The 18,718-nt window shown below is 70.4% G+C and carries 18 protein-coding genes; 8 read left to right on the top strand and 10 right to left on the bottom strand.

Features of this window, described 5'->3' with window-relative positions:
- Together ABD733_RS09615 and ABD733_RS09610 are read right to left on the bottom strand one after the other, a co-directional pair.
- Nucleotides 1–1,059, bottom strand: coding sequence for an amidohydrolase family protein (locus tag ABD733_RS09615; RefSeq protein WP_344795417.1), 1,059 nt, complete (start codon nucleotides 1,057–1,059; stop codon nucleotides 1–3).
- Nucleotides 1,060–1,079: 20 nt separating this feature from the next.
- Nucleotides 1,080–2,192, bottom strand: coding sequence for an ABC transporter permease (locus ABD733_RS09610; RefSeq protein ID WP_344795415.1), 1,113 nt, complete (start codon nucleotides 2,190–2,192; stop codon nucleotides 1,080–1,082).
- A gap of 120 nt (nucleotides 2,193–2,312) precedes the next feature.
- Here ABD733_RS09610 and ABD733_RS09605 point away from each other — a divergent pair, with 120 nt between their 5' ends.
- Nucleotides 2,313–2,897 carry a TetR/AcrR family transcriptional regulator gene (locus ABD733_RS09605; protein WP_344795413.1) on the top strand — a complete coding sequence of 195 codons (585 nt, stop codon included), beginning with the start codon at nucleotides 2,313–2,315 and terminating at the stop codon, nucleotides 2,895–2,897.
- A gap of 20 nt (nucleotides 2,898–2,917) precedes the next feature.
- On the opposite strand, the gene ABD733_RS09600 is transcribed toward ABD733_RS09605, so the two are convergent.
- Complete coding sequence (locus tag ABD733_RS09600) at nucleotides 2,918–3,583, bottom strand: SDR family NAD(P)-dependent oxidoreductase (RefSeq protein WP_344795411.1); 666 nt, start codon at nucleotides 3,581–3,583, stop codon at nucleotides 2,918–2,920.
- Between the two features lie 118 nt (nucleotides 3,584–3,701).
- Here ABD733_RS09600 and ABD733_RS09595 point away from each other — a divergent pair, with 118 nt between their 5' ends.
- Nucleotides 3,702–4,271, top strand: a complete 570-nt coding sequence (locus ABD733_RS09595) for a TetR/AcrR family transcriptional regulator (RefSeq protein WP_344795409.1) — start codon at nucleotides 3,702–3,704, stop codon at nucleotides 4,269–4,271.
- Between the two features lie 14 nt (nucleotides 4,272–4,285).
- Here the strand turns inward: ABD733_RS09595 and ABD733_RS09590 are convergent, their stop codons facing one another.
- Nucleotides 4,286–5,077, bottom strand: coding sequence for a hypothetical protein (locus ABD733_RS09590; RefSeq protein WP_344795407.1), 792 nt, complete (start codon nucleotides 5,075–5,077; stop codon nucleotides 4,286–4,288).
- A 104-nt stretch (nucleotides 5,078–5,181) separates the two neighbouring features.
- On the opposite strand from ABD733_RS09590, the gene ABD733_RS09585 reads away from it, so the two are divergent.
- Nucleotides 5,182–6,183, top strand: a complete 1,002-nt coding sequence (locus tag ABD733_RS09585; protein ID WP_344795405.1) for an SDR family oxidoreductase — start codon at nucleotides 5,182–5,184, stop codon at nucleotides 6,181–6,183.
- Between the two features lie 4 nt (nucleotides 6,184–6,187).
- Here the strand turns inward: ABD733_RS09585 and ABD733_RS09580 are convergent, their stop codons facing one another.
- Complete coding sequence (locus ABD733_RS09580; protein WP_344795403.1) at nucleotides 6,188–6,970, bottom strand: FadR/GntR family transcriptional regulator; 783 nt, start codon at nucleotides 6,968–6,970, stop codon at nucleotides 6,188–6,190.
- 86 nt (nucleotides 6,971–7,056) lie between these two features.
- Between ABD733_RS09580 and ABD733_RS09575 the strand changes: the two genes are divergently transcribed.
- The 5 genes from ABD733_RS09575 to ABD733_RS09555 all read left to right on the top strand — a co-directional run bounded on the left by ABD733_RS09575 (nucleotide 7,057) and on the right by ABD733_RS09555 (nucleotide 12,274).
- Nucleotides 7,057–7,962, top strand: coding sequence for a proline iminopeptidase-family hydrolase (locus ABD733_RS09575; protein ID WP_344795401.1), 906 nt, complete (start codon nucleotides 7,057–7,059; stop codon nucleotides 7,960–7,962).
- A 107-nt stretch (nucleotides 7,963–8,069) separates the two neighbouring features.
- A complete protein-coding gene (locus ABD733_RS09570; RefSeq protein WP_344795399.1) occupies nucleotides 8,070–9,482 on the top strand; it encodes an APC family permease in 1,413 nt (470 codons plus the stop codon).
- Nucleotides 9,479–10,426, top strand: coding sequence for an acetamidase/formamidase family protein (locus ABD733_RS09565; protein WP_344795397.1), 948 nt, complete (start codon nucleotides 9,479–9,481; stop codon nucleotides 10,424–10,426). Before ABD733_RS09570 ends, ABD733_RS09565 begins: the two co-directional genes overlap by 4 nt.
- 100 nt (nucleotides 10,427–10,526) lie before the next feature.
- The gene (locus tag ABD733_RS09560) at nucleotides 10,527–11,570 is read left to right on the top strand and encodes an iron-siderophore ABC transporter substrate-binding protein (protein ID WP_344795395.1); all 1,044 of its coding nucleotides are present in this window, start codon (nucleotides 10,527–10,529) and stop codon (nucleotides 11,568–11,570) included.
- Nucleotides 11,571–11,665: 95 nt separating this feature from the next.
- Nucleotides 11,666–12,274, top strand: coding sequence for a TetR/AcrR family transcriptional regulator (locus ABD733_RS09555; RefSeq protein ID WP_344795393.1), 609 nt, complete (start codon nucleotides 11,666–11,668; stop codon nucleotides 12,272–12,274).
- Between the two features lie 127 nt (nucleotides 12,275–12,401).
- On the opposite strand, the gene ABD733_RS09550 is transcribed toward ABD733_RS09555, so the two are convergent.
- The 5 genes from ABD733_RS09550 to ABD733_RS09530 form a co-directional block, all read right to left on the bottom strand.
- Nucleotides 12,402–14,447: a hypothetical protein gene (locus ABD733_RS09550; RefSeq protein WP_344795391.1), complete on the bottom strand. Its 2,046-nt coding sequence runs from the start codon at nucleotides 14,445–14,447 to the stop codon at nucleotides 12,402–12,404.
- Between the two features lie 77 nt (nucleotides 14,448–14,524).
- Entirely contained in the window at nucleotides 14,525–15,580 is a 1,056-nt protein-coding gene (locus ABD733_RS09545) for a glycoside hydrolase family 130 protein (RefSeq protein WP_344795389.1), read from the bottom strand.
- Nucleotides 15,581–15,612: 32 nt separating this feature from the next.
- A complete protein-coding gene (locus ABD733_RS09540; RefSeq protein WP_344795387.1) occupies nucleotides 15,613–16,446 on the bottom strand; it encodes a carbohydrate ABC transporter permease in 834 nt (277 codons plus the stop codon).
- Nucleotides 16,446–17,396: a carbohydrate ABC transporter permease gene (locus ABD733_RS09535; RefSeq protein ID WP_344795385.1), complete on the bottom strand. Its 951-nt coding sequence runs from the start codon at nucleotides 17,394–17,396 to the stop codon at nucleotides 16,446–16,448. Before ABD733_RS09535 ends, ABD733_RS09540 begins: the two co-directional genes overlap by 1 nt.
- A gap of 2 nt (nucleotides 17,397–17,398) precedes the next feature.
- Entirely contained in the window at nucleotides 17,399–18,688 is a 1,290-nt protein-coding gene (locus ABD733_RS09530; protein WP_344795383.1) for an extracellular solute-binding protein, read from the bottom strand.
- Between the last annotated feature and the right edge of the window lie 30 nt (nucleotides 18,689–18,718).

Below are 18,718 nucleotides of genomic sequence, written 5' to 3'. Positions count from 1 at the left end.
TCAGGCCCCGGAGCCGCCTCTCGCCAGGCGCGGGAAGAGCTTCTCGGCGGCGGAGCGGTTCACCTCGCCCAGCCTCTCGGATCCTGCGCCGTCGTAGGTGTCGAGGAACTGGTCGAAGCGGGCGCTCCACTCCGGGTCCGCGTAGGGGTAGTCGCTGCCGTAGAGGACGTGGCCCGGCTCCGCGAACGCGAGGAGCGCCGGGAGCGAGGCCGGTGTGGCGGACAGGGCGGTGTCGAAGTAGAACCTGCGGAGGCCGGCCTGGATGCTCTCCGGGGTGGTGCCGGGATTGAACATCGCCGCGGCGCTGAATCGTTCTGCGGCGTAGGGCAGGAAGCCGCCGGCGTGCGAGAGGATCACGCGCAGCTCGGGATGCCGGTCGAACACCCCGTGGGCGACGAGGTCCACGGCGGTGCGCGTGGTGTCGAACGGGAAGTCGACCAGGGCAGTGGGCAGTCCGGGCAGCTGCGGCATGCGGGGCGCGGTGGGATGCACGAAGACGACGGCCGAGCGCGCGGCGAGCTCCGTCCACAGCGGCTCGTAGGCAGGATCGCCGAGGTAGCGTCCGTTCGCGTTCGACAGCAGGAGCACCCCGTCGGCGTGGAGCTCGTCGAGGGCCCGCACGGCCTCGGCGACGGCGCCGTCGAAGTCCGGGAGCGGCAGCACGGCGAAGTGCCCGAACCGGTCGGGGTGCGCCCGGACCAGCTCGGCCTGATAGTCGTTCAGCTCGCGGGCGAGGGCGCGGGCCGCGGCGTCGTCTCCGAAGTGGACGCCCGGAGCGCTGATCGACAGGATCCCGGTCTCGATGCCGGCCTCGTCCATCATCGCGATCGCCCCTCGGGGGTCCCACTTCGGCATGAGCCAGCCCCCGATGGCCCGGGGCCCCTGGCGCGGCGCGGTCCCGCCGCCGGTGTCCCACGGGTTCCACTGCGCGGACCCGCCTTCGACCGCCTGCGCACCGGCCCCGGTGCTGGTCCTCATCGCCCGATCCCCTGCCGCTGCCAGCGCCTCGAAGTAGCGGGGCGGGAGAAGGTGCTGGTGGACATCGATTCTGCCTGGCATGGTTCTGACCTCCTGGTCTGTCACGAGTGCTGTCTGGTGGGTTGGAGAACGCCTGCGCCCCGGGCTCGAGCGGCGGCCTCTCGTCGGCTGCGGAGGAGCATCGCGATCAGGGTGAGCAGGATGCCGGCCGCAGCCCAGACCGCCAGCCGGATGACCGGCGCCGCGATCGCCGCACCGTCGAAGTACTGCACCGAGCGCAGGAGGTCGAGGGCGTCTCCCTGCGGGAACACGTAGTACAGGGCCTGGAAGAAGTCGTTGAGGAGATGGACGCCGAGCGGGCCGCCCGACGAGGTGTTGCCGAGGATCACCAGGGCGAGCGTGGTGACGAGGGCGGCGATGGTCCCTCCGAGCGCCGCCACGCCGGTGACAGCTCCCCCGATGGCGACTCCGGTCAACCAGAGGACCGCGAACACGGCCCCCGGGTCGACGGTCACCGCACCGAGGGCCGCGTCGATCCACAGGGTGATCAACCCGGCGAGCGCTCCGGCGTAGACGACGAGGACGATGCTGCGCTCGACGAACCTCGACGAGGTGTCGACGGTTCCGAGGATCCTGCCGAAGACCGTGGCACCGAGCGCCGCGCCGAGTCCGGCGAACAGGATGGCGTAGAACTCGATGGATCCTGCCGGGTCCTTCTCCGGGAGAGGTGCGAGGTCGGTCGCGGTGCTCGTGGTCTTCAGCCGCTGGGCGATGGAGTCGCCGATGCCGGAGACCGCCTGAGCGAGCCCGCGTCCTCCGCCGCTCGCGATGTACGTGGTGACGGCGGCGTCCTTCCCGGGAGCGGGGAGGACGACGGCGCCGTCCACCTCCCGGTCGAGCACCGCCGCTCGCGCCTTGGCCTCGGACGACACGACCGTGAGGTCGAGCGACCCCTGCTGCTCCAGGGCCACGATCGACTCCGCATCGCCGGTGACGGCGAGGTGCACGCCGTTGGGCGTCGGGTTCCCGAAGGCGCTCGAGTAGCTCGTGAGCATCGCCATGGCGAACAGCAGGATCGCGACACCGCCCAGGATCAGGTTCCGGTAGCGGTGCTGGGATCCCGGCCCCTCGGACGTCAGCGCCCCGCCTGCCACCGCCGCCTCGAACTCCGGGTGCTGCGGAGGGTCTTCCCGTCGGGGTGCCGATTCGGTCACGTGCGTCATCATGTCCTTTACACTTGTCTAGTAGTTGACGACTGTACAACAAGGACGCGGCTCTGGCAAGATGGACCCATGTCGCAGGGAATGAGCACGGCGCCACCCGCAGGACCCCGGGTGGATCCGCGAGTCACCCGGACCCGCGCAGCCCTGATCCGGGCGCTGACGGCCCTCGTGTCCGAGTCGCCGAAGGGCGAGGCGATCTCGATGAGCGCCGTCGCGCAGCGGTCGGGCCTGAGTCGGCAGGCGCTGCACAACCACTACGGCAACGTGGGCGACCTCGCGACGGACGTCTGGATCAGCCGACTCCTCGAGGGGCGACTGCCGCTCGAGGAGAGTGCCGCGAATCTCGGCCAGGCGCTCACGGACGCCGTCCGGGAGCGCGGGATCGAGCCGCTGCTCGCCGCCGGGCGTGCGGACCGCGAGTTCTTCGACAAGCTCCGGGCCATCCCGCGCGGCGAGCGCGTCGCCGAGGTCCTCGCGGCGGCGGTCACCACCTGGCTGAGCGAGCCGGACCGCGATCCCGCCCGGCCCGGGATCGCTCTCACCGGCGACGCCCGGACCTTCACGATCGGCGGCATGGTGGCGCTCGTCTCCACCTGGCAGATGGCCGAATCCCCGCCCAGCACCGCGCAGCAGGTCGCCGCGCTCCGGATGTTCGCCGTGGCTGCCGCCGCCGCAGCGGCCCCGACCGAAGCCTGAAGCCCCGGACGGGGACCGCGTCAGGCGTCGTAGGCGACGTAGTGCAGCTCGGCGTCCTTCCGCTCCTCGTAGAGCTTCACGTACGACTGCGCGATGACAGCGGGCTCGGCATCCGGTCGGCCGCCGCCGATGAGGGCGGTGATCGCGACGAAGGCGACGTAGACCCCAGTGTCGGCCAGGGCGGCGTTGAGGTTGAGCGTCCAGTTCCGGAGACCGGCCGCGGCGATGTTCACGTTCCCGCGAACCGGCGTCTGGGACAGCGAGCCGCCGCCCGTGGTCACGAGGACGGTTCCGGCGTCGGCCGCGATCATGTCCGGCAGCACGGCTCCGATGGCGCCGAGGGCACCGCCCAGGTAGAAGTCGATCTGCGGCTGGAGGTTCTCCATCGTCACGTCCAGGGCGTCGACCGACTCCAGGGTGCGGTCCGCCGGTGAGAACTCGAGGACGTCGATCGGGCCGAGCGCGTCTCGGATCGACCCGAGCGCGATCCTGATCGTCTCGGGCCGGCTGACGTCCGCGGTGAAGCCGCGCGCATGGATGCCCTCGCTGCCGAGGACCTCGGCGAGGGCGTCGAGCTTGGACTGGTCGCGGGCGACGAGGGCGACGTCGAAGCCCTTCTGCCCGAAGGCGCGAGCGATCTCGAGGCCGAGGCCCGGGCCTGCTCCGATGATGGTGATCAGGGGCATGATGCGTCCTTCCGCGGCCTACCGCGGGGCCTGGTGCGTTCTGGGGCGGTAAGTTGAGGTATTCCTCAGGTGCGCTCAGCATATGTTGAGGCTGCCCTCAATTTCTACTGGAGTCGCTGTGAGCACCACGCCCGGCCTGCGTCGAGACGCTCAGGCGAACCTCGACAAGCTCCGGGCGGCCGCTGTGACGGTGTTCTCGCGGCGGGGGCTGTCAGCCCCGCTGGAGGACATCGCGCGCGAGGCGGGCGTCAGCATCGGGACGCTCTACAACCGCGTGGGCTCCCGGGAGGAGCTCATCGACGCCGTCGTCCCGGACATCGCCGGCGCGAAGCTCCGGACGCTCCGGGAACGGACGCTGGCCCAGGAGTCCCCCCGGGCACAGCTAGAGACGTTCATCGCCGAGATGATCGACCTGCAGCTCAGCGATCCGGCCATGAACGACGCGATGCTGCGGCGCTACCCCGAGGCCGTCCTCCTCATCAACGCCTGCGAGCGCTCGATGGCGCTCGGGGCGGAACTCGTCGAGAACGCCCACGACGCCGGAGTGCTCTCGAGGGACTTCACCCCCGACGACCTCCTGACCGTGCTCTGGCTGGCTGCCCTGGCCAGTCACGATCCTGCCGCTCCGGACGGCTGGCGCCGCGTCGTCGAGCGCAGCGTCTCCGCTGCGTGGATCGCGGGGGCCTGACGCCGCACGGCCTCTCAGTCGAGCGCGCGCAGACTCGGGTGGTCGGCGAGGCCCTGGAGCCCGTGTGTCGCGAAGATCGTCATGACCGCCAGGATCGGAGCGTCCGCGCCGCTCAGACGCAGCGGCGGGATGCTCGCGAACCCGCAGACCAGGGTGCGCGCGGCGACCTCGGGATAGACCGCGTTCATCGCGGAGTAGTGGTAGCTCAGCCACTGGCCGCCGAGCAGGCACACGAGCCGGTGATTGGTGACGACGACGCGGGTCGGCTGGCGGTCGCGCCACTGCGTCGCCGCCTGCTGCTCCGCGGCGCGGCGCCGCTGCGCGTTGGCCAGGCCGGTGACCGCGAGGCCGGCGAGGAGGAACGCGGGGCTGCCGAGGAGGAGCCCGCCCGCCCGCTGGTACGTGGCATCCTGCCCGTAGTAGCGGTCGTAGACCGCCGGCACGTCGTAGAAGAAGACCTCGCCCTCCTCGGGCACGACCTCCCAGAGGCCGATCGTCTCGGGGACCTGCCTCGCGAGCAGGGCCCTGCGGAGACGCCGCGCCTCCGACCAGGCCGGGTCCGCAGGATCGAGGGAGGCACCGGTATCGGGGGCGGGCGCCGGGACCACGGCTGCCGAGGGAGCTGCCCGATCCTGCGCGGTCTCTGCCTGTTCCGGCTCTGCCTGTGGGCGCTCGGGCCGCGACGGTGCGGCCTGCGGAGCGGGAGGCTGAGCGGGCGCCTGCTGCTTCGTGCCCCGCGAGGCCCGCGCGACCCGGCTCAGGACGAGACCGACGACCACGACGGCGCCGATCGAGAGGATGATCACCCCTCCATCCTCTCGCACCGGGCGGATGCGGGCACCGGTGAATCACTCCGACGCGGACGCGAGCACACTGGAGGCATCCACTTCGAACGAAAGAAGCTGCATCCATGTCAGCGTTGACTGTCCTGTTCATCGGCGGTACCGGAATCATCAGCTCGGCCGCCGCGGTGCGCGCCGTGGAGCGCGGGCACCGCGTCACCCTCCTCAACCGCGGCTCGTCGGCCACGCGTCCCGTCCCGGAGGGCGTCGAGGTGCTGACCGGCGACGTGTCCGATCCTGCGACCGTGCGCGCCGCCATCGGCGACCGCTCGTTCGACGTCGTCGTCGACTTCGTCGCGTTCACGCCCGAGCAGGTGCAGGCCGACATCGACACCTTCACGGGACGCTGCGGGCAGTACGTCTTCATCAGCTCCGCGTCGGCGTACCAGAAGCCCGTCGGCGCCCTGCCGATCCGGGAGTCGTCGCCGCTCCGCAACCCGTTCTGGCAGTACTCGCGCGACAAGATCGCCTGCGAGGACCTCCTCGTGGGCGCGTACCGCGAGACCGGCTTCCCGGCGACGATCATCCGTCCGTCGCACACCTACGACCGCACGTCGATCCCGATCACGGGCGGCTGGACCGCCGTCGACCGCTTCCGCCGAGGCCTCGAGGTCGTCGTGCCCGGCGACGGCACCTCGCTCTGGACCCTCACCCACCACGCCGACTTCGCCCGCGCGTTCGTCGGTCTGCTGGGTCTCCCCGCCGCCGTCGGCGACGTCTTCCACATCACCTCCGACGAGGCCCTGCCGTGGAACGAGATCTACACGACCCTGGCCCGTGCCGCCGGCGTCGACGACCCGAAGCTCGTGCATGTCGCCAGCGAGAGCGTCGCCGTGGTCGAGCCCGAGTGGGGCCCCGGCCTCCTCGGCGACAAGGCGCACTCCGTCGTGTTCGACAACAGCAAGGTCAAGGCGTTCGTGCCCGGCTGGGTCGCGACGACGCCGTGGGCGGTCGGCGCGCGCGAGATCGTCGAGTGGTTCGACGGCGACGAGTCGCGCCGCGCGATCGACGAGTCGGCGGATGCCGCGTTCGAGCGGCTGCTGGCGGGGGCGAAGGCCTTCCGGGCCTAGACCGTCAGTCCCGCGAGCGCGTCAGCGCGGCCTCGAGCAGCTCGAAGTCGATCTTCACGTGCTCGCGGGCGATGCCGGCGGCCTCGTCGGCACTGCCGCGGGTGATCGCGTCGACGAGCGCCTCGTGCTCGCCGAGGGCGCGCCGCTCCATCGCGGCCATGCCGGTCGGCTCCCCCCAGAGGTGCGCGGGAGCGGTCATGCTGATGCGCGACTCGAGCTCGAACAGGACGTCGCGCAGGATCGTGTTCCGCGCGGCCTGGATGATCGACACGTGCAGGAGCGAGTCGGCCTCCTGCTTGGCGAGGCCCGACTCGGCGTCGCGGAAGGCGGCGAGGCGGTCGCCCAGGGCGTCGATGTCGTCGGCGGTCCGGTTCTCGGCGGCGGCGCGGGCGAGGGTGCCGTGGAGGCGGCTGATGGCGTCGCAGGTCTCCTGGAGCGCCTCCCACCTGGCGGTGAGGGTCCGCTGGACGGCGTCGGCCGATGAGACGGGCCACTGGGCGGTGACGAACGACCCGCCGCCTCGGCCCCGCTGCGTCTCGAGGAGGCCGCGCTCGACGAGTCGGGCGAGGGCGGCGCGGACGGTCATGCGTCCGGCGCCGAGCGAGGCGGCGAGGTCGCGCTCGGCGGGCAGCCGGGAGCCGGGGAGGTACTCCCCGATCGCGATCGCGGTCACCAGGCGGTCAGTGAGGTCGTCGACCCGCGAGCTCGTCGCCACGGGCCGTCCGAGGGCTCCGGAGACGGGGCGCGACGAGGTCGTCTCGGCCGTGCCGTGGGTCTCGGTCGACATCCGCCTGCCTCTCGTCGTGTTACACCCACGTTAAGTCACGAAGAAAGGTCTTGTCGCGAGACCTTTGGGTGGTCCACACTCTCGCCATGTCGAAAGTCACCGAGCACCTGGTCCCCTTCGAAGGCGGAGAGACCTGGGTGCGAGTCACGCACCCCGCCGATTCAGCCCCTGGCGCGCTCCCCCTCGTCGTCCTGCACGGCGGTCCTGGGATGGCGCACGACTACGTCCAGAACCTGGCCGCTCTCGCCGACGAGACCGGCCGCACCGTCGTCCACTACGACCAGTTCGGCTGCGGCCGCAGCACCCACCGCCCCGAGGCGCCGCCCGACTACTGGACGCCGGAGCTCTTCGTCCGCGAGTACGAGACCGTGCTCGAGTTCTTCGGCCTGGCCGACCACCACGTCCTCGGCCAGTCCTGGGGCGGCATGCTCGGCGCCGAGATCGCCGTCCGACGGCCTGCGTCGCTCCGGTCGCTCGCGATCTGCAACTCCCCCGCGTCGATGCAGCTCTGGGTCGAGGGGGCGGCCGAGCTCCGCGCCGCCCTGTCTCCGGAGACGCAGGATGCTCTCGACCGCCACGAGGCGGACGGCACCACGAGCGACCCCGAGTACCTGGCCGCGACCGCCGTCTTCTACGAGCGTCACGTCTGCCGGGTCGTGCCGATGCCGCAGGACTTCGTCGACAGCGAGGCCCAGATGGAGGCCGAGCCGACGATCTACCACACGATGAACGGCCCGAACGAGTTCCACATCATCGGCACCATGCGCGACTGGACCATCGTCGACCGTCTCGACGCCGTCGAGGCCCCCACGCTCGTCGTCGCCGGCGAGTTCGACGAGGCGACGCCCGCCACCTGGCAGCCGTTCGTCGACCGCATCCCCGACGTCTCCTCCCACGTCTTCCCCGGCGCGAGCCACTGCACCCACCTCGAGCAGCCCGAGACGTTCCGCTCGGTCGTCTCCCGCTTCCTCGCTGCTCACGACGACGTCTGACGAGACCCGTCGCCCGTCGCCTCCCCAGCAGGCACCCGACGCGACCCGTCGCCGCTGCCACCCCTCCCCTCCCCTCCTGTCATCCCTCCTCCCCGAAGGACATCCCCGTGACGATCCGGCACCAACCCCCCACCACCTCCTCCCCCGACTCCGCCGAGCTCTCCAACCAGGAGCAGCTCGAGCAGTTCGGCTATAAGCAGGAGCTGAAGCGCTCCGTCTCGACGGCCGACCTGCTCGTCTACGGCCTCATCTTCATGGTGCCGATCGCCCCGTGGGCGATCTTCGGCACCGTCTACAACTCGTCGAAGGGCATGGTCCCGCTCGTCTACATCGTCGGTCTCGTGGCGATGATCTTCACGGCGCTCGCGTACGCGCAGATGGCGAAGTCGATCCCCCTCGCAGGATCGGTCTTCTCCTACGTCGGGCGCGGGATCCACCCGATCGCGGGCTTCTTCGCGGGCTGGGCGATCCTGCTCGACTATCTGCTCGTGCCGACTCTCCTCTACGTCTTCGCGGCGGAGTCGATGATCGGCATCTTCCCGGGCACGGCCCGCTGGATGTGGGCGCTCATCTTCGTGGCGATCAACACCGTGGTGAACCTGCTCGGCGTGACGTCGCTCAAGCTGATGAACCGCGTGTTCCTCGCGATCGAGGTCGTCTTCATCGTGATCTTCGTGATCATCGCGGTCGTCGCGCTCAACAACGGCACGATCCCGGGCGCCGAGTTCACCACCGCTCCGGTGTGGGACTCGAGCAAGGTCACCGGGCCGCTGATCGCCGGAGCGCTGTCGATCGCGGTCCTGAGCTTCCTCGGCTTCGACGGCATCTCGACGATGGCCGAGGAGTCGACGGGCAAGCGCGGCGGGGCCGGCAAGGCCATGATCATCGCCCTGTTCATCGTCGCGTTCTGCTTCGTGCTCCAGACCTGGCTCGCCTCGGCCCTCGCGGCCGGACGCGACTCGTTCCCCGACTCGCAGGCCGGCAACGCGTTCTTCGACCTGGTGCAGGCCGCCTCCTCGAGCGGGTGGGCCACCGCGTTCTTCGTGGTCAACGTGCTCGCCGTCGGCATCGCGAACGCCATGGCCGCCCAGGCGGCGACCTCGCGCCTGCTCTACTCGATGAGCCGCGACCGTCAGCTGCCGCACTTCCTGTCGAGGATCAACTCGCGGAAGGTGCCGCAGTCGGCGATCCTCGTGGTGTCGGTCCTCTCGGCGATCCTGGTTCTCTTCTTCGTCGGCCAGATCGACGTCATCTCGTCGCTGGTGAACTTCGGCGCCCTGTTCGGCTTCATGCTGCTGCACGTCTCGGTGATCGTGCACTACATCGTCAAGAAGAAGTCGAGGAACTACCTGCTGCACCTCGTCGTGCCCGTCGTCGGCTTCCTGATCATCGGCTACGTCCTGCTGAACGCGGCGATCGAGGCGAAGATCGGCGGACTCATCTGGCTCGGCATCGGGGCTCTCGTCTTCCTGTACTACAAGCTCACGGGGCGCAAGACGGTCGTAGGGTCGGAAGCGTGACAGACACCTCCCTCTCCGCAGGCCTCGACCACTTCCTCGACAAGTCGCTCGGGCGCCCCGGCTTCACCGCCGACGTCGAACCCGTGATCAGGATCACGCCGGGCACCGGCGAGCGCATCGGCTTCGAGACCAGCGACGCGGTCTACGCCGAGCTCCACGACCACCACGACATGGCGAAGCTCCAGGCCCAGATCAACCCGGTCACGGGCCCGGTCTACGTCGAGGGCGCGAAGCCGGGCGACGCGCTCGCGGTCACGGTGCACGAGATCCGGCTCAAGGACTACGGCTGGTCCGTGAGTCTCCCCGGATCGGGCGCGCTCCAGCACGTGATGGGCGACGAGCTCTTCACGCGGCAGGTGCCCATCGACGAGGCCGGCGTGCACGTCACCGACCGGCACGTGTTCGCGGCGCTGCCGATGATCGGCTGCATGGGCACGGCGCCCGCGGCGGGCACGAACTCGACGATCATGCCGGCGTACGCCGAGGGCGGCAACATGGATGTCACCGAGAACCGGATCGGCTCCACCGTCTACCTGCCGGTGATGGTCGAGGGGGCGTACCTCTCGATCGGCGACATCCACGCGATCATGGCGGAGGGCGAGTCGTCGTTCGTCGCCATCGAGGCGGAGGGGGTCGCGGTCGTCTCGGTCGACCTCGTTCCCGGTCTGACGCTCCGCGCCCCGCGTATCGAGACCGACGACGAATGGATCTTCGTCGGGCTCGGCTCGCCGGTGCAGGAGAGCATCCGGCGCGGGTACGAGGACGCCTTCGCCTTCCTGGTCGACGACCACGGCTGGTCGAAGGGCGACGCGTACGCGGTCCTGAGCGCGGTCGGGCACTCACGCCTGGGCGGGCCGACAGGATCGGGTGACCCCGATCCCCTGCACCCGTTCGACGCGGTCGGCGCGGTGACGCTGCACCGCGTGCCGAAGTCGGTGCTCTGACCGCGGGACGACTGCCAGCACCTTCGGAGAGTGCTGCGCGTTAGGTTAGCCTAAGCTTGGCAAGGCAACCCTTACCGCAGCGCTCTACCGAAAGGCACCCGTGTTCCGTCGTCCCCTCCGCCGCGCAGCCGCTCTCGCGGTCGCGGCAGGACTGGCCCTCTCCCTGGCCGCCTGCAGCACCTCCGGCACCCCGTCCTCGTCCTCCTCCGACGGCGCGAAGTCGTCCTCCGACTCGGCGGCCTACCCGGTCACGATCAAGTCGGCGCTCGGATCGGCGACGATCACGTCGAAGCCGAAGCGCGTGGTGACGATCGGCTGGGGCTCCGCCGACACGGTGGTCGCCCTCGGCACCACCCCGGTGGGCATCGAGGAGGTCACCTGGGGCGGCGACAGCCACAAGGACTACCCGTGGGTGACCAAGGCCATCCAGAAGCGCGGCGACGCACTGCCGAAGACCTTCGCGGTCTATCCCGACATCGACATGACGGCCCTCGCCGAGCTGAACCCCGACGTCATCGTGGCTCCCCAGTCGGGCATCACGGCGGCCCAGTACAAGACGCTGAGCGCCCTCGCACCGACCGTGGCCTACCCCGGCACCGCCTGGGGCACCCCGTGGGACACCCAGATCGAGACGATCGGCAAGGTGCTCGGCGAGAGCGCGAAGGCCACGACCCTGGTCGGCGACATGAAGGCGAAGCTGGCGAAGACGGCCGCCGCCAACCCCGAGTTCAAGGGTCTGACCTTCAGCTACGTCTACACAGCCGAACCCGGCTCGCTGTCGATCTACCAGAAGGGCGACCCGCGGGTCGACATCATCACCGGCCTCGGCCTGAAAGAAGACCCGACCCTCGCGGCCCTGCCGAAGTCCACCGGCACCTTCGTCTCGACCATCGGGCTCGAGAAGGCCGACCTCCTGAAGAACACCGACGTGGTCTTCACCTGGTTCAACGACGAGGCGAACCAGAAGCAGATCGAGAAGCAGAAGCTGTTCTCGTCCATCCCCGCGGTCGAGCGCGGCTCGTACGTGCCGAACGCGAACCAGCAGCTCGCCATGGCCTCGACCGTCATCACGCCGCTCAGCCTCCCGTACGCGCTCGACCGCTACGTGGGCATGATCAAGAAGGCCGCGGCCAACGTCGGCTAGACCGCGGTGAGGGGCGACGGCGTCGCGGACACCCGAACGGGTTCTCCCCGGAGTGGGGCTCTCTGGCCCGGACACGCCGACCTAGACTCGGGCTCATGACGACCAGCCAGGAGCCGGGTCGCTCCAGGGGCGGGCGGCAGGACGAGATCGACGACGCCGCCAAGAGGATCGCGTTCACGTCGGGCCTCTCGGGGATCACGCTCCGGCGCCTCTCCGCGACCGTGGGCGTCGAGCCCGGCGTCATCGCTCAGCACGAGCCGTCGATCACGTCGCTCGTCGCCCGGATCTTCGAGGAGCTCGCGAACGACGAGCGCGAGCAGACAGCCCGGGAGATCGCCGTGCCCGGCACGCCGCTGGAGGCCATGAGGGTGCTCGTCGAGAGCCTCCTCGACACGAGCCACGACGGCTTCAACTCCGTCTGGGCCGACGCGTGGAGCCTCGGCCGCCACAACGCGCCGCTGGCGAGGGCCGCTCGCGAGAGCATGGCGGCGTGGAACACGCTCGTCCTCGACCTCGTCGCGCGAGGGATCGCCTCGGGCGACTTCTGCGACATCGACCCCGACCTCGTCGCCATGCAGTTCCTGTCGCTGATCGACTCGACCACGGCCTACTCGCTCGTCGGCTACCGCACGGCCGACGACCGCGCCCGCCTCATCCGTCGCACGCTCGAGATCACGCTGGGACTCGACGAGGGCTCCCTCTAGCTCCTGCTCCCGCCCGGCGCCGCGCAACGTCTCCCGGACATCGCACCCTGCCGCGGCAGGGTGGTCAGTCCGCGAGACGTTGGGCGGCAGGGCACCTCCGCCAGGAGCGGCAGCAGCAGCAGGCGCGCTAGCGGGTCGAGACGGCGAACCCGCCGGCGGGCAGGACGACGCTCCGCGGCGCGGCGACCGCGAGGGTCTGCGTGAGGCGACCCGTGTCGTCGTAGACGCGCACCGTCGATCCTGCGCGGCCGATCGTGGTCCGCTGCGGTGAGAGCGAGGTCGACTGGGCGAGCTCCGTCAGGGCCGCGCCGGTGCCCGACAGCGTCGCGCGCGACACCAGGGGGCGCAGGATCACCGCGTCGAGCGTGGTCGTGCCGGCCAGCGCCCGCACGGACACCGAGGTCGACGACCCCTCGAGCGGTCGCGGGAGCGCCTGCGGCAGCAGGGCGCCGGGGACAGGCGTGACGCCCTGCGCTCCGACCGACGACCGGAGGGTGCCGAGGCGGCCCCAGGTCGAGATCGACTGCGCCCGGGTGGGCTCGGCGACGACGGCGTCGACGTGGCGGGCTCCCGACGCCGACGGCACCGGGATGGTCGCGGTCTCTCCGCGGTCGAGGCGCAGCTCCGACCCTCCGCTGACCTGCGACTCCCCGTCGTAGGCGTTCGCGGGAGTGACGACGGAGCCGGTCGTCGACGTCGCGGCCTCCGCCTCAACGACCGTCAGACCGTCGCGAGACACCTCGTGCGACGACGCCCGCGCCAGGGCGGCGACCGCGGGGTGCGCGTCGAGCGCCAGCATCGAGAGCAGCCCGTGGATGGTCGACTCCGCGCCGCTGCCGGTGTTGACAGTCCCGCTCGGCTGCACTCCGTCGAAGGTCACGCCCGTCGCCGGGTCGTAGACCGGCTGCCCGGAGGTGTTGTCGCCGAAGTACCAGCCGGCCATCAGGCCGGCGAGCTGCTCGATGCCTGGACTGTGGGCGGCGTCGGCGACGGCGAGGAGCGACTGGAGCCTCGAGTCCGCGCCGTAGGCGATCTGCGTCGTGTCGGTCGGGACGGGCGAGAAGCCGTTGATCGGCCCGGTCGAGGTCAGCAGGGTCGTCGAGTAGGCCACCGAGTCGGTGACGGCCGGACGCAGCAGGGCGGGCCGCGCCAGCACGACCGACGCGCGGGCGAGCGCCGCGGGCATCTGCGACGCCCAGGAGTGCAGCTGCGAGCGCGAGGCGGTGTCCGGCAGGATCGCGCCGTACGGCCACGACTGCACGGCGACGGCGGCCGACTGCTTCGAGCCCATCGCGGCGATGCCGTCCGACAGCTCCGACAGCGCGGTGCGGGCCTCGCGGTCGGCAGGCACGGCTGCCGAGTAGGCGGCGAGCCCGAGCACGGCCTCGGCCGACGCGTCGGCGCCGCCGGCGATCAGCCAGCTCGGCACGCGGGCCCCGTCGGCCACGTCGTACCGGCCGTAGGAGGCGAGCGGACCGCGGTCGAGCGCCTTCACTCCGAGGCGGAGGCGATCCTGCAGGAAGGCGGCGAACGCCGGATCGGTCTTCTGGAAGGCGGCGTAGCCCTCGCCGAACGCCCAGAGCGAGCGTGCGAGCCAGTAGCTGTCGCCGCTGTCCGACGGGTCCGGGAGCTCGACGGGCACGGGGCTCGGGTTGAGCGTGCCGTCGGGCTGCATCCAGAGCACGACGTTCCCGGCGTCGGGCCCCGTCGTGGTCTGGAAGTACGCGGTCGACCGGAGCAGCTCGTAGGCCTTCTGCCGGCTCGTCGCGGAGCCGGTCTGCTCCCAGTCGCGCAGGTACACGACGGCCGCGCGCGACACGTCGTCGGAGTCGTACGACCCCTGACCCCAGTGCCCCGTCGCAGGATCGAGCGGCCCGCCGCCGACCCGCTGGAACGTGCCACCCGGTCGCGCATCGGCGTACACCCACGGCATGGTGAGGGTCGGCTGCGAGTCGAGCGCGTAGGTGGTGTGACCTGGTACGGCGCTCGGAGCCGTCGTGTCGAGCAGGTAGTCGAGGTGGGCGAGGTTGGTCAGGCGCGCGGGCGCCGCCGGGGCCGGGGCGGCAGCAGCAGCAGCCGGGGCCGCCGCGGCGAACCCGAGCCCGGCGGCGAGCGCGACGGCCGCGAGGGCCGCCACCGCCCGTCGCGTGCCGGTGGTGATGGACTTCGTCATTGAAGTGCTCCTTGCGTCGAGACGGGTGGTGCAGGAAGGGTGCTGCGGGAGGGGTGCTGCGGGAAGGGTGCTGCGGGTCAGGCGCGCTCGAGCAGAGCGACGCCGATCTTCGAGTCGGCCATGCCGTAGAAGACGTAGTGCGCGCCGTCGATCTCCTCGATGGCGGTGGGGAAGACGACGTTCGGCACGATGCCGCCGCGCTCGTCGTCGGTCGCGGGTGCCAGCAGAGGCTCCTCGCTGCGCGTCAGCACCACCGAGGGGTCGTCGGCGTCGAGGATCATGGCGCCCGCGGCGTAGTTGACGTTCTGCTGCTGCGCGAAGGCGCTGTCGATCGTGCCGGTCACCCCGTGGTGCAGCAGGAGCCACCCCTCGGGCACCCGGAGCGGTGCCGGTCCGCCGCCGATCTTGAGCTCCTCGAAGGCGTACTGCGGCCCGGCGAGGAAGCGGTGCTGTCCCCACCGGGTGAGGCTCGCGAGGTCGCGTGCAACCGCCTCGACCGGCACGTAGCTGATCCAGATGCTCTGCCGCGTGTCGGTCACGCCGGCGGGCGCCCGGACGCCCTCGCCGGGCGCGGTCTCGCCGATGTCCCACATGGGCCGGTGCAGGACGGCGAAGCTCCGGACGCCGTCGGGGGCCGTCACCGCGGTCGGGAAGAACACGGTGTCTTTGTTGTGGAACAGCCCGAGGTCGGCGTCGAGGGAGTCGTCGTAGTCGAAGGTGACGGGCCCCAGGCGGCGCCACTCGCGCAGGTCGTCGGAGACGGCGAGCGCCGTGCGGGGCCCGAGCGGCCCGTAGGCGACGTAGGTCATCACCCAGAGGTCGAGCTCGTCGATCCTGGTGACACGGGGGTCTTCGACCCCGGCGTGGGTGGCGCCGCGCTCCCAGCCGCGGTCGGGCTCGAGCACGACGCCCTGGCGCTCGACGCCGGTCGGGACGCCGTCCTCGACGACGACGCGGGCGAGGCCGATCCGCGACACGTTGCCGGTCGCGACGAGACGGGGCAGGAGGTACAGCTCGCCGTCGGGGGCTCGGCCGGATCCTGGATTCAGGACGCCCTCGGCTTCGAGCTCGTTGCCGGGCTCGGGCGTCATGACGACGCCGATGCGGGTGAGGCGGTAGGGGAATGCGGACACGGTGGTCTCCTTCCGGAGGGGACGGGAGGGCGTCAGCCCTTGACGCTCGAGCCGACGTCGGTCGACACGAAGTAGCGCTGGAAGACGATGAACAGGACGACGACGGGGGCCGCCAGGACGACCGCTCCGGCGAGGATGGCGCCGAAGGGGTTGGCCGCGGTGGCCGCGACGTTGGAGATGTAGTTGGCGAGCGACACGGCCAGGGGCTGCATCGACGCGTCCTTCGTGATCAGGAAGGGCCAGAGGAACTCGTTCCAGGGGCCGATGAAGGTCAGGAGGGCGGCGGTGACGAGGGCCGGGCGCACCAGCGGCAGAGCGATCCGCCAGAGCAGCTTGAACTCGTTCGCGCCGTCGATCCTGGCTGCCTCGAACAGCTCTTTCGGCAGCTGCAGGAAGTACTGGCGGAAGATGATGACCGCGGTCGAGTTGATGGCGAACGGCAGGATCATCCCGATGTAGTTGTCTCCGAGCCCGTAGTTCCGGGTGATGAGCACGTAGAGCGGGATGATCAGCAGCTGGAACGGGACCACCTGCACCAGGAGCGCCAGGGCGAAGGTGACGCCGCGGCCTCTCCACTGCAGGATCGCGAGCGAGTACCCCGCGAGGACCCCGAAGACGAGTGTGCAGAGGAGCACCCCCATCGTGAAGATGCTCGAGTTGAGCAGGCCCGAGAACAGGTTGATCCGGTCGTTGATGGCCGCGTAGTTCGCGCCCGTCAGGTTCGACGGGTGCGGGAACGCGCCCCCGAGGCTGGCGTCCTGCTTCGTCTGCAGCGAGCCGATGATCATGTAGTAGAAGGGGAACAGGAACACCAGGGCGCCGAGGGCGAGCACGGCGTTCCGGACGGTGGTGGCCAGTCTCGACATCAGTCTCTCCCTCCCGCGAAGCGGTTCTGCAGCAGTGCGATGATCAGCACGACGACGACCAGGACGACGCCGATGGCCGAGGCCTCGTCGGGGTGCCCCTGCTCGATGCCCTTCTGGTACATCAGCAGCACCGGCGACGTCGACGAGCCGTTGGGGCCGCCGCCGTTCGTCAGCAGGTACGGCTCCGTGAAGAGGTTCGCGCCGGTCACGGTCGAGACGAGCAGCACCAGGACGGTGGCGGGCCGGACGCCCGGCACCGTGACCGTGAAGAACTTCCGGACGGCTCCGGCACCGTCGGTCGACGCCGCCTCGTAGAGCTCGTTCGGCACGTTCTGCAGAGCGGCCAGGTACAGCAGGATGTAGAACCCCATCTGCTTCCAGGTCACGAACAGCGCGATCGAGGGCATGGCCCAGCTGGAGTTGATCAGCCAGGAGGGGCTCGGCGCCAGCGGGCCGAGGACCTGGTTGACCAGCCCAGATCCGTTGAAGAGGAACAGCCACACCGCGACGACCGCGACGCTCGCCGTCAGGTAGGGGATGTAGTAGGCGACCCGGTAGAACGCCTTCAGGTGCACGACCCGGTTGAGGCCGGAGGCGAGCACGAGGCTCAGCACGACCGTGAGCGGCACGTTGATGACGAGGAAGATCCCCACGTTTCCGAACGACCGCAGGACGTCGGGGTCGGTGAAGGCGTCGACGAAGTTCGCCAGCCCCACGAACGGCCGCTGCACGACCGCACCGGGTGCCGTGAAGAAGTAGTCGTGGAACGCGATGTACACCGCGAAGACGAGCGGGTACGCGAAGACGGCCAGCACGAAGACCAGGTAGGGCGCACTGAACAGGAGCCCGAGCGGGTTCCTGCCGAGGAGGCTGCGCCGCTTGCGCGCCCCCGCCTCGGGCGGGGAGGCCGGAGCACTCCCCGCCCGAGGGCTCTTGACGGTGGTCGACACGACTACTTCTCGGAGGCGAGCTGGTCGATCTTCTTCGCGGCGGAGTCGAGCGACGACTTCACGTCTCCCTTGCCGAAGATGACCGAGTTCGACCAGGCGTCGCGGAACGCCTGCATCTCGGCCACGGTGTTCGGGCCGCCCGGGACCTCGACGGTGCGGCTCGCCTGGTCGCCGAAGAGCTTGTACGAGGGGTTCGCGGCGAAGTAGTCGGCGTACGTCGAGGCCAGGTCGGTGCGCATCGGCATCTGTCCGGTGGTCTCGAGCAGCTTCTGATCCTGCGCCTTGCTCGTGGAGTACTTCAGGTAGCTCCACGCGGTGCCCTGGTTCTTGCAGGCGGTGAACATGCCGACGTTCTTCGCGTCGCTGAACGTGTAGGTCTTGTCGGCCGCGGTGCCGTCCTTGGTCGGCACGGGGACGGCGCCCCAGTTCACGTCCTTGTAGACCGACACGGCCCACGGGCCGACGATCGCCATGGCGGCCTTGCCGTCGGCGAACGCGTCGCCCTGGTAGGCCTCCTGACCGGCGAGCTTCTGCGCGTACAGCGAGCGCCAGAAGTCGGCTGCGTCGTAGCCGGCCTGGTCGGCGAAGGTCGCCTTGCCGCTCTTCGAGACGAGCTGCTCGCCGCCGGACTCCGCCGCGTAGAGCGGGTAGAAGTCGAACGACATCTGGAAGAACTCCGAGGTCGGGGCGGGCAGGATCGCGTTCGGCGCGACGCCCTTGTCGACCAGCGTCTTGGCCGTGGCCAGGAAGTCGGAGTACGTCGACAGCTTCGGGTCGTCGGCGTTCAGGCCGGCCTTCGCGAAGAGGTCCTTGTTGTAGAAGATCATGACGGGGTTCGACTTCCAGGGCATCTGGTAGTAGTCGCCGTCGGCGCCCTTGTACTGGTCGGCCTGCGAGCCGGAGCGCGCCTCGATGTACTTCGCCCCGTCGGAGAACTTCGACAGGTCGACCATGCCGCCCTGCTTGACCCACTGGCCGACGGCCGAGGGGGCCGTGTTGTAGACGAGGCAGGGCGAGTTGCCCGCGGTGATCGAGGCGCCGATGACCTCCTCGGAGGTCTTGCCGGCGGGGATCTCCTGCCCGGTCACCTTCTGGTCGGGGTGGAGCTTGTTCCAGGAGGCGACGGTGGCCTTGCCCCAGGCGACCTCCTGCTCGTTGTTCGAGTACCAGATCTTGATCGGGCCCTTGGCACTGGTCGACCCGCCGGAGCCGCCGGATCCTGAGCAGGCCGTGAGGCCGATCATGCCGGCGGCCAGGATGGCGGCGCCGAGGGCCTTTGTGCGTCGTTGCACGGTGTCTCCTTCTGTCGAGGCGGCAGAGCC

The sequence above is a fragment of the Frondihabitans peucedani genome, from assembly GCF_039537585.1.
GTDB lineage: Bacteria > Actinomycetota > Actinomycetes > Actinomycetales > Microbacteriaceae > Frondihabitans > Frondihabitans peucedani.
The sequence above is the reverse complement of the archived record's forward strand: the minus strand, read 5'-3'. Positions and strand labels throughout refer to the sequence as shown.